At 34.0% G+C, this 10625-nt stretch carries 10 protein-coding genes; 9 read left to right on the top strand and 1 reads right to left on the bottom strand.

Annotated elements, in window-relative coordinates; translation table 11 throughout:
• Genes DPX34_RS07995 through rfbD form a run of 7 tightly spaced genes read left to right on the top strand, consistent with a single transcriptional unit; the run spans position 1 to position 6494 of the window.
• Positions 1-1203 carry an oligosaccharide repeat unit polymerase gene (locus DPX34_RS07995; RefSeq protein ID WP_111977888.1) on the top strand — a complete coding sequence of 401 codons (1203 nt, stop codon included), beginning with the start codon at positions 1-3 and terminating at the stop codon, positions 1201-1203.
• Complete coding sequence (locus DPX34_RS08000; protein ID WP_111977889.1) at positions 1194-2162, top strand: glycosyltransferase family 2 protein; 969 nt, start codon at positions 1194-1196, stop codon at positions 2160-2162. The genes DPX34_RS07995 and DPX34_RS08000 overlap by 10 nt, the downstream gene beginning before the upstream one ends.
• Positions 2162-3070, top strand: a complete 909-nt coding sequence (locus DPX34_RS08005; RefSeq protein WP_111977890.1) for a glycosyltransferase family 2 protein — start codon at positions 2162-2164, stop codon at positions 3068-3070. Before DPX34_RS08000 ends, DPX34_RS08005 begins: the two co-directional genes overlap by 1 nt.
• Positions 3070-4152 carry a dTDP-glucose 4,6-dehydratase gene (gene rfbB / locus DPX34_RS08010; protein ID WP_111977891.1) on the top strand — a complete coding sequence of 361 codons (1083 nt, stop codon included), beginning with the start codon at positions 3070-3072 and terminating at the stop codon, positions 4150-4152. The genes DPX34_RS08005 and rfbB overlap by 1 nt, the downstream gene beginning before the upstream one ends.
• 37 nt (positions 4153-4189) lie before the next feature.
• Positions 4190-5071 carry a glucose-1-phosphate thymidylyltransferase RfbA gene (gene rfbA, locus DPX34_RS08015; RefSeq protein ID WP_111977892.1) on the top strand — a complete coding sequence of 294 codons (882 nt, stop codon included), beginning with the start codon at positions 4190-4192 and terminating at the stop codon, positions 5069-5071.
• The gene (gene rfbC / locus DPX34_RS08020; protein ID WP_111977893.1) at positions 5072-5605 is read left to right on the top strand and encodes a dTDP-4-dehydrorhamnose 3,5-epimerase; all 534 of its coding nucleotides are present in this window, start codon (positions 5072-5074) and stop codon (positions 5603-5605) included.
• 4 nt (positions 5606-5609) lie between these two features.
• A complete protein-coding gene (gene rfbD / locus DPX34_RS08025; protein ID WP_111977894.1) occupies positions 5610-6494 on the top strand; it encodes a dTDP-4-dehydrorhamnose reductase in 885 nt (294 codons plus the stop codon).
• A gap of 161 nt (positions 6495-6655) precedes the next feature.
• Here rfbD and DPX34_RS08030 read toward each other — a convergent pair whose 3' ends face one another.
• A complete protein-coding gene (locus tag DPX34_RS08030; RefSeq protein ID WP_111977895.1) occupies positions 6656-7966 on the bottom strand; it encodes an LPP20 family lipoprotein in 1311 nt (436 codons plus the stop codon).
• 125 nt (positions 7967-8091) lie between these two features.
• On the opposite strand from DPX34_RS08030, the gene DPX34_RS08035 reads away from it, so the two are divergent.
• Both DPX34_RS08035 and DPX34_RS08040 read left to right on the top strand, forming a co-directional pair.
• A complete protein-coding gene (locus DPX34_RS08035; RefSeq protein ID WP_157964659.1) occupies positions 8092-8622 on the top strand; it encodes a hypothetical protein in 531 nt (176 codons plus the stop codon).
• A 15-nt stretch (positions 8623-8637) separates the two neighbouring features.
• Positions 8638-10584 (top strand): tetratricopeptide repeat protein, encoded by a 1947-nt coding sequence (locus tag DPX34_RS08040; RefSeq protein ID WP_111977897.1) that lies wholly within the window; start codon positions 8638-8640, stop codon positions 10582-10584.
• The last annotated feature ends 41 nt before the right edge of the window (positions 10585-10625 follow it).

Genomic DNA, 10625 nt, shown 5'->3' on the forward strand with positions numbered 1-10625 from the left:
GTGTTTTTTATAAGCCCATTTAAAAGTTTAATTGCTGTTCTTTGTTTAGCTTGGTCATTAAGCCAATTTGAGTTTTCTTCTTTATACGGCAAGCCAAGCCTAGAGCTGAATGTATTATTATTATTAGTTATATTTGTTTTAATATTTTCGGAATTTCTTTATTTATACGTATCTAAATGTAACCGTTATATCTCATATTTTAGAGCTAATAATGTTGATGATAAAATTGTCCATTCAAAATTTCCAAAATTTTTGTTCATAACAACTTTATTTCTTTTTTGTTGCGAAGTTGCTGTTTATGGCGTTCCTTTATTTGGTGGGGATTATAAAGACTTTGGGTTTCCGGTTGTACATGTAATTATGTACTCTTTGTGCCTTTATCTCGTTTTGGAATACTCAGTTGTCGTTCGAAAAAATACAATATTTTCAAGTTATTTAGTTATTGGTGTTGTGTTTTTAATATCAATTTTGATGTTATCTCGTCATTTATTAATGTATGGTTTATTTATCATGTTGTTAGCCTATGTGATAAGAAGGAAGTTGACATTTAAACTTTGTCTTATTGCCGCTATTAGCGTCTCAACTTTATTGATTTTATTTGGCGTTTTAGGCACATACCGTATGTCTGGCTTGCTAAATATTAGTTATGGAGAGGCTGAGCAATATATATTAGAAGCAGGGGGGGCCAGTGACCATTTTATTAGTGAAGGTGGTAGTGCTGTTTTTTATTGGTTTTGGTTATATGTAACATCACCAATTTCTAATTTAGATTTTAATATCCAACATGTAAATTTAAACTCAGAATATGATTTAAATAATTTTGTAAGATTTTTCATATTTGAGAATTTACCTCAAACTATATCAAAGAGAGTTGCAGTCGTATTCGATATAGCCCCCAGATCTAATAATTTAGTTGCGGAGCATCTTAATGTATCAACTGCATTCTCTGAGTCATATGGCTATTTAGGTTTACTTGGAGTACTTTTACACACATTAATGTTTGCTTTTTATTTTTTTATAACATTTATCCTTTGTAAAAGGAGGGAGTCTAGAGTTATGTCTTTAGTACTTTATATACTAGTTGGGTTATTTATGGTCTTTGATAATATGTTATCATATCCAGCCACTATTTTTACTACCATATTTATCATTATACGTGATGGCTACTTTGTATCATCTACTAAGGGAATTAAATGTATATAGACATTTTGTTAGCTACATATAACGGTGGGAGTTATATTGTTGAACAATTAAACTCTATATTATCTTCCAAAAATATAGAAGAACATAATATATCTATAATAATAAGCGATGATGGTTCTACAGATGACACAATAAGTAAAATAGAATCAATAAAAAATATACCAAAAAATTTTAACATATCTATTTTATCGACTGATCGAGTTGGTGGGGTTCAAGCTAATTTCCTTAGGCTTTTAAAAAGCTCTACTGCTGATATCGCATTCTTTGCAGATCAAGATGATTTTTGGAACTCTTCTAAAATCTCTTTATTTGTAGATAGATATAGATCTGTTGTTAAAAATAGTGGTGAGAATATTCCTATTGGAATACATTCTGATTTATGTATCACTGATGAATTATTGGCACCTGTTCACTCTTCTATGTTTCATTGTCAAAAACTTTCAACTAAACCATCACTCCTAGATCTTTTAAATCAAAACTCAGTTACTGGTTGTGTGTTCATGTTAAATAAGTATGCGATTAAGGAAGTGACTAAATCAGATTTTAGTGGTGCTATTATGCATGATTGGTATTGTGCTTTATATGTGCAAGCATTTGGTAAGCTAGAATTCATTGATAAGAGTTTGAATCTTTACCGGCAGCATTCTGGAAATCAAGTCGGAGCAAAAGATATATCATTTCGTAGCTTATTAAAAATTAGTCCTCAAATTAAGGAGCTATGTGTTGAATCTAAGCATTCCCTTACAAAAACTTTTTATCAGGCGAAAGCATTTAAAAAAGATTTTGGAGTTGATTTGTTAGCTAAAGATATAGATGATATTGATTTTTATATTGATTTTTTTGAGAAATCAAGTTTTGTTAAAAAATTATATTTTACTTTAATAGGTAAAATAAGAAAAACAGGCTTTATAAGGCAATTTGTATTTGTATTGATGGTTTTAATGGGGCAGGTTAAATAATGGTACCTTTTGAAATTGTCATACCTGTAAGAAATGGAGGCAGCCTTTTAGCAGATTTACTCTTGACTATCGAAGCAGAGGGATACAAAGATAATACTCTTATTATTGACTCTGAATCAACTGATGGTGTGTTATGTAAGTTTATAGAAAAAGGTTTTCACGTTCACGAAATATTAGCTAAAGAATTTAATCATGGCGGAACTAGAAACCTTGGTGTACAGTTAATAAAAAATAAAGCTAAATATGTTGTTTTCTTAACTCAAGATGCTTTGGTGAAACCTGGAAGTTTAGATGAGATTTACCATTACATAGTTAACAATGAATTATCTGCTGTTTGCGGCAGACAAAAGCCTCATTCAAACGCGAACCCGCTGGCTTCACACGCAAGAATATTCAATTATCCTATTAAATCGAGCATCAAGTCTAATAATGACATATCGAAGTACGGTATTAAATCCGTTTTTATGTCTAATTCTTTTGCTATATATAATATCAAAGATCTAGAAGGTGTTGGTCTATTTCCTAATAATACTATTTTATGTGAAGATATGTATGCAGTAGCTAAAATGCTGAAGGCTGGGTATAAGGTCGGTTACTGTGGTGAAGCAGCAGTAAGACATTCTCATAATTATTCAGCTAAAGAAGAATTTAAACGCTATTTTGATATTGGCGTTTTTCATGCGATGGAGCCTTGGATTCAGAATGAATATGGTGGCGCTGGTGGTGAAGGTGGACGATATTTAAAATCGGAATTTAGTTATTTATGGAAAGGTCATAAAAAGTGGTTGCCAAATTTTTTAATAAATAATTTGGCAAAAATAGTTGGAATGAAATTGGGAAAACATTATAAAAAGCTTCCTTCTTCTTGGATTAAAAAATTTAGTATGCATAAAGGGTTTTGGAAATAATGAAAATATTAGTTACAGGTGGAGCAGGGTTTATTGGTAGCGCCGTTGTTCGACATATCTTAAATAATACAACGGATACCGTTATAAATTTAGACAAATTGACCTATGCGGGTAATACGGAATCTATACCGACTGATTTACAGAATGACCGTTACATATTTGAACAAGTAGATATATGTGACACTGCTAATGTAGCCCGTGTATTTATGGAACATCAGCCAGATGTTGTTATGCATTTAGCTGCAGAAAGTCATGTCGATCGCTCTATAGATGGGCCGAGTGAATTTATCCAAACTAATATTGTTGGCACTTTTGTTTTACTTGATGTCGCTCGTCAATATTGGATGACTCTATCTGATGATCTTAAAGCTAAATTCCGTTTTCATCATATTTCAACTGATGAGGTTTATGGTGATTTACCTCATCCCGATGAAATACAAGAAGGGGCTAGCCTTCCTCTATTTACTGAAGAAACTTCTTATGACCCTAGCTCTCCTTATTCTGCGAGTAAAGCGAGTTCAGATCATTTAGTTAGAGCTTGGAAACGTACCTATGGGTTACCGACTATAGTAACCAACTGTTCTAATAATTATGGACCGTATCATTTTCCTGAAAAATTAGTCCCACACATTATTTTGAATGCTTTAGAAGGCAAACCTTTACCTGTATATGGTGATGGCAGCCAAATACGTGATTGGCTATATGTCGAGGATCATGCAAGAGCATTGTATAAAGTTGTTACTGAAGGTGATGTTGGAGAAACATATAATATCGGTGGTCATAACGAAAAGCGCAATATAGAAGTAGTTAGAACCATATGCACGTTATTAGAAGAGCTTGTACCAAATAAACCTAATGGTATAGCTAAATATGAAGATTTAATTACTTATGTAGCTGATCGTCCAGGACATGACGTTCGTTATGCAATTGATGCATCCAAAATGTCTAAAGAATTAAACTGGCAACCCGAGGAAACATTTGAGTCAGGTATTAAAAAAACAGTTCAATGGTACTTGAATAACTCTGCTTGGTGGAAGCGAGTTATGAGTGGTGAATATAAATTAGAGAGAATCGGTGCCTAGTTAAGGTAGCAATAAAAATTTTAGTTTAGGAATTATTATGAAAAAATATAAAGGAATCATTTTAGCCGGAGGAAGTGGCACTCGATTACACCCACTGACCTTGGCAACCTCTAAGCAATTAATGCCTATTTATGATAAGCCCATGATTTATTATCCTTTGTCTGTTCTTATGTTGGCAGGCGTTAATGAGATTTTAATTATCACGACACCTGAAGATGCTGATAATTTTAAAAATTTATTAGGCGATGGAAGTCACTTTGGTGTATCTATTGAATATGCAATACAGCCATCACCTGACGGTTTAGCTCAAGCATTTGTTATTGGTGAAGAGTTTATTGGTGAAGATAATGTTGCTTTAGTATTAGGTGATAATATATTTTTTGGCCAACATTTTTCTGACAAATTAGCTGAAGCGACGGCTCGACAATCTGGTGCAACTGTATTCGGTTACCATGTATCCGATCCAGAACGATTTGGTGTTGTGGAATTTGATGACAGTGGTAAAGCATTAAGCATTGAAGAAAAACCAGAAAAAGCAAAATCTAACTACGCAGTTACTGGTTTGTATTTTTACGATAATGACGTAATAGAAATAGCAAAAAATATTAAGCCATCAGTACGTGGTGAATTAGAAATAACAGATGTCAACAATGTGTATCTAGAACGAGGTGATTTAAATGTTGCTGTTTTAGGCCGTGGCTTTGCTTGGTTAGATACAGGTACGCACGACTCTTTATTAGAAGCTGGTCAGTTTGTACAAACCGTTGAGCATAGGCAAGGGTTTAAAGTTGCATGTTTAGAAGAAATTGCTTTTTATAAAAAATGGATCTCAAAAGCCGAGCTACTTGAAGCAGGTAATCGTTTAAAGAAGACTGGTTATGGTCAATATCTATTAAAAGTCGCAGATGGATACAAATAAATGGAAATTATAAAAACTAATATTAGTGATGCAATAATCATCGAGCCCAAAGTATTTGGTGATGAGCGAGGTTTCTTTTTAGAAAGTTTTCAAGCTGAACGTTACAAAGAAATGTGCGGTATCGATCTAAATTTTGTTCAAGATAACCATTCTCGTTCATCTAAGAATGTATTAAGAGGCTTACATTTTCAAAAGTCTAAACCACAAGGCAAGTTGGTTAGAGTTGTTCGTGGTAGTGTATTTGATGTAGCCGTTGACATAAGAAAAAATTCTTCAACTTATGGACAATGGGCAGGGGTTTTATTATCTGAAGAAAATAAAAAACAGTTTTGGGTACCACCTGGTTTAGCTCATGGTTTTGTTGTTTTGTCTGACATTGCTGATTTCGAATATAAATGTACTGATTATTACGAGCCTAGTGATGAAGGTTGTTTAGCTTGGAACGACGAAACTGTAGGTATTGAGTGGCCTGAAGGTATAGAACCTATTTTGTCGGCTAAAGATAAACTAGGTTTAAAGTTAACTGAGTTATAAACATATGAAAATTTTATTAACGGGCGCTAACGGCCAAGTGGGGCGTTGTTTTCAAGATGTTATTGCACAGCAGCAGTCTAGCAAGATCGTGCTAAAAGCTTGTAGCTCGGCTGATTTGGATATTACCGATAAAGCCAGTGTAGAAAGTGTTGTATTAGACTTTAAACCAGACTTTATTGTTAATGCGGCTGCTTATACAGCGGTAGATAAAGCTGAAGCTGAAATTGAACAAGCATACGCAGTTAACGAACTAGGTGTTAAAAATTTAGCCGAAGCTTCAAATGCAATTGGTTCAGCTATTATTCATATATCTACAGATTACGTGTTTGACGGCAATGAAACTGCACCTTACCAGCCAACTGACGCAGTAAACCCGCAAGGTGTGTACGGTAAGTCAAAACTAGCTGGTGAACTTGCTTGTATTGATGCAAATAAAAAGCACGTTATTTTACGTACAGCTTGGGTGTTTAGTGAATACGGCAACAACTTTGTTAAAACCATGATTAAGTTGGCTCAAACACGAGATAAATTAAGTGTGGTTGCCGACCAGTATGGTTGTCCTACTTATGCTGGTGATATTGCAAATGCTATTTTATCTATATGCGTTGGGTACACTAATTCTTCAATCGAATATGGTGTTTATCATTATAGTGGTGATTTGCCTACAAGTTGGCATGGTTTTGCAAGAGCCATATTCGATGATGCTAAAAATATAGGTGTGATTGATAATGTGCCTGAAGTTCGTGCTATAAACACAGATGAATACCCACTACCAGCCAAAAGGCCTACTTACTCTGTTATGGATTCAAGTGCTCTTTTACCTATGAATATATCACCTTCTGATTGGCGCACTAGTTTATCTAAAGTGATAAATTTATTGAAAAATTAGTTATCTAATTTTTCAGAATTATTAACAAATTTCAAATAACCTGCTTTACATCTAGCGATCTTGGTTGTATAAATAACTAAGATCGTGATTATCTCTATATATTAACTTTAGGCGCGCCTATTTAGAGTGTTTATCTTTTCCCATTATCTAACTTTAAAAAGTCACTTGCTTATCGACGTAATGTGTTTAATTAAAGTTGATTCTAGTTGGGTTTTAATTTTATCTTTTGACATTGTTTCTGATACAAAAGGAAAATCTTTAATTTCAAGTGTCCAATTAGGTAATTGAATTAAAGAGCCATCTTTTATTTGAGTCATGATGGCTTTGCCACGAGCATATTTTAAAATGGTAGGATCAGGCTGTAGTGTAAACTCCCCAATTTCAAATTCAGTATCGATAATAATCACACTTTGCGATGTATCTAACATAGATAAGTGAGCCGCTGCAACATCACATTTGTTACCTAAGCTCGTTTTAGCCTTGATTGTATCATTAACCGTATTCGAGACTATGATTTCAGAGATATCGATCGCCTGCTTACCCGCTACAATAATTAGGTTAGTTTTATTGTCTGAGTTAGTTTTAACTAACGTTGAAATGGACTGATCTAGATGGATAGTAAACTGATTCACTATTTTATTATTTTCGTTAACGACCGCCAGCATTAAATTATTTTCGTTAAGGGTAGAGATAAGTAAGTTTTTATTAATTAGCTGCTCTGCATTGTTTTTTATCGCGTCACGTTGAAATAACAAGGTAGTGGCATTTAGGGTTTTACATATAGCCGCTTCGTTTTTAAGTGCTGTAAAAGTTATTATATTTTCTATATGTTGTACTGAACTGACATTTGATTCGCTATATCGCTTAAAAAGGCTGTCAATTGATTGATCTAGTTGACGTAATTTATCAATTGACGTTGGAATTTGTCCCGCTAATACTTTCAAAATATCACTAAATTTAGCCTGTTTTTTATAACGGTTTATGTCATTTTTTTGTGTAATCAACTGTTGAAAAAAAACATCGCTTAACTCGATTTTTTTAGTCGAATCAAAATGTTGGTTTATATACTGGTAAGCAATTTGATACGTTTTTAATTCGATCTGTTGTAACCGTAAATCAAATGCGTTAATGGTTTTTATCAGGTCAAGCGTTGCAGTCGCTTTGTAGCCATTTTCAGTTTTACTCTGTGTGAAGCTAACCCCTAATAACTCGACATTACTTGAGGTTTTTATTTGAGAATCGAAGCTTTCTTTTACATCAATAACATCATCGGTTGACTGTCTAGACGCGGTTAATTCCGTATTGTTATTAACAGTAACCGCTATTTGATTGGCTATATCACCTAATGCGTCTTGTTTTGCGCTGGCAAGTGAAGCGCCAAAACCTTCACCATTAATTTGTGTTACCGATAAAGCGGGGAACGAGATTAAGGCGATTATAATAATTTGGAGGTTAATTTTTAAGTAATTCATGTGCGAACTTATTTTTTAAATTATGATTTCACCATTAGATACAGTATAAACATAAAATTAATTAAAAAGAGTAGTGGTTTATGGTTAATGTAACAACTATTTTAAAATGCGCGATGGTAGCGTTCATGCTCTGTTACACAAACAGTGCTTTTTCTTTGAGCTTTTCTGTCGACTCATTTTCATTTGTTAATACAACTGCCAAGGCTGAACAAAATTCAGATAAGCTCTCTCAACCATCATTGGTCAATTTAGCGGAGTTAAGTGCAGGTCAATCCAACTTATACTATCGTAATATTGCTTGTGATTTTTCATTTTGCAGTTCTTTTCATAGCGCTTTTTTCAACCAACTTAATCAAGGTGTTATTATTCCTCTTATAGATACTGATTCGCTCAATAAAGTCAATAATGAACAAGTTTTATGTATCGTTGGGGCGCTTAAAAAATGTAGTGACGCGCTTAGTCAAAAAACACTTAATTTTGATCCCATTATGATCGTAACTGAATTTGTTCAACTTGATAATAAGGTTATTGCTCGAGTGGCCATCCTCAAAAATAATCACGTTATCGGTGCATATCAAGCCGAAAAATTAACCTCGTTTAACCCAATAAAGTTAAAGAAAGAGGGCAAAAAAATAATGGCCCAATTATTTCAATAAACAGGATTTATAGAAATGCGTAAATGTTTTTCACTTTCACTTTCACTTTTATTTTCGTTTTGTTTTTTACTTTTATCTTGTAACGCTAGCGCACCCAGTATTCATTCCGACAATTATGGTCAATGTGGTGTGTTGAATACCAGTTTTGGCGGTGATTGGTTCGACTATTATAAACGAGCCATCACTTATATGGACTGTGAAAAATGGCCTGAAGCCGAAAGTGATTTGCGTCAGGCCGTTAGTATTCGAGATACTGATAAACGACGTGTTTATACACTAGGCATGCATTTTCTAAACAATTATTTCCCTAATCGTGAATTAGGTATTGTTTTGTACCAACAGCATAAATTTGATGAAGCGGTTACTGTTTTAACTAAATCATTTGAACAGTTTCCTTCTGAAAAAGCCCGTATCTTTTTAATTAAGTCTCTTCAACAAAGTAGCGCAGCCGCTTTAGATAAAAATGCGCCCACGATCACCTTAAAGGCGCAGACAGAAAAAGAACTATCAGTTGTAATCGAAGATAACAATATGATTGATTTGGTTTCAATTAATGATCAGCCTTATTTACTACAAGCGACTAAAGTCATTGATGATGCATCTATTACTTATCAACCCATAGATGCCAAGAAAGAGATTATTATTGATCCCTCAGTATATGGCGATGATGATATAAATATTGTTGTTATGGATGTATTTCAAAATAAAAAATCCATGATCATTAAAAATCTTAACGATATCACACCACCATCATTTTCTTTATTAAGCAGAAAGCTAAACAGTAATAGCCTACATATTCGGGTCGAAGATAAGGGAGTTGGCGTTAGTCAAATAGTGATCGATTCGCATCTATTTAAATTTCCGTTGTCTAATCATAATAGTCAGATCGCGGGCATCAATATTCAATGCACAAATGCTTACCATATTAAATGTAATAAATTAGCTCAACTTAATGATGTTGAGCTAATGATCACATTCGATTCAACTAAACAAAATAAACGTTTGATCGGGGTTGGTGATGGCAAAGGTAATTTAACGTCACGCTTAGTTGCTATTGCACCGACAATGGCAAATGCAGAGATAGAAATTGATATTGCCGAAATAGGAAAAGTAACACAAGAATCTTCGGTTTTATTAGAAATCTACGTCGCTGCGGCAGAGGGGCTGCAATCAATAAAAATAGGCGATAAGAGTATTGCGCTGAACAACTCAATAGAACAAGTGCTCAATTATTTATACCCACTGAAAAGCGGCCATAATGAAATTGATATAACAGTAGTAACCGATCAAACTGAAAAACAGCATAAAGTAACCATTGTCAAACAAGACGCCGGTTCGTTTAAATTTGCTGAGCGGTTAAAATTAGCGCTATTTCCTTTTGATTGCCAAAAGCAAGATTCGGTCACCTGCGCAAAACAAAATTCAGCATTCAACGAGTTCTATGCTGAATTTGCGGCGAGAAAGCGTTTTCAAGTACTCAATCGGGATCAAATGGTTAATCGTCTTGAGCGTTTGAAAGTTTGTGAGTTTGTAGCTGATGAAAAATGTGCTTGGGAAGCCACTCAATTATTAGGATCACAAGCTATGCTAGTGGGTAATGTGATCCGACGTCCTTTAAATAATACCAACAAAGAAAGTGTAGAAATATACGCTAAGTTAATTGATGCTACCTCTGGTGATTTACTTATTTCATTTGATCACTATGCCGAGGTACCAATGAATGAGTCAATTGAACCGTTACTATTATCGACTAAAATTCATCGTTATTTTCCGCTGCTTAACTTCACTTCAAATGATGATGTGCTCATACCGTCGCTGCCTAATTATAAATTGTGGCATAAAATGCCTATTTTAGGTAAAGGCGACGATATCTGCTATTTTGGCAAGCTCAATATGTCAAATAAAACCCCTGCTTTAATAGAGCAACCCGCTTGCGAGATTAAGGTGTTTGAATCGCTCTGATTTTTGTCATAAAAGTGACTTAGGTATAATTAGGCTTTAAT

The organism is Algibacillus agarilyticus, assembly GCF_003286125.1.
In the GTDB taxonomy this organism is placed as follows: domain Bacteria; phylum Pseudomonadota; class Gammaproteobacteria; order Enterobacterales; family Alteromonadaceae; genus Algibacillus; species Algibacillus agarilyticus.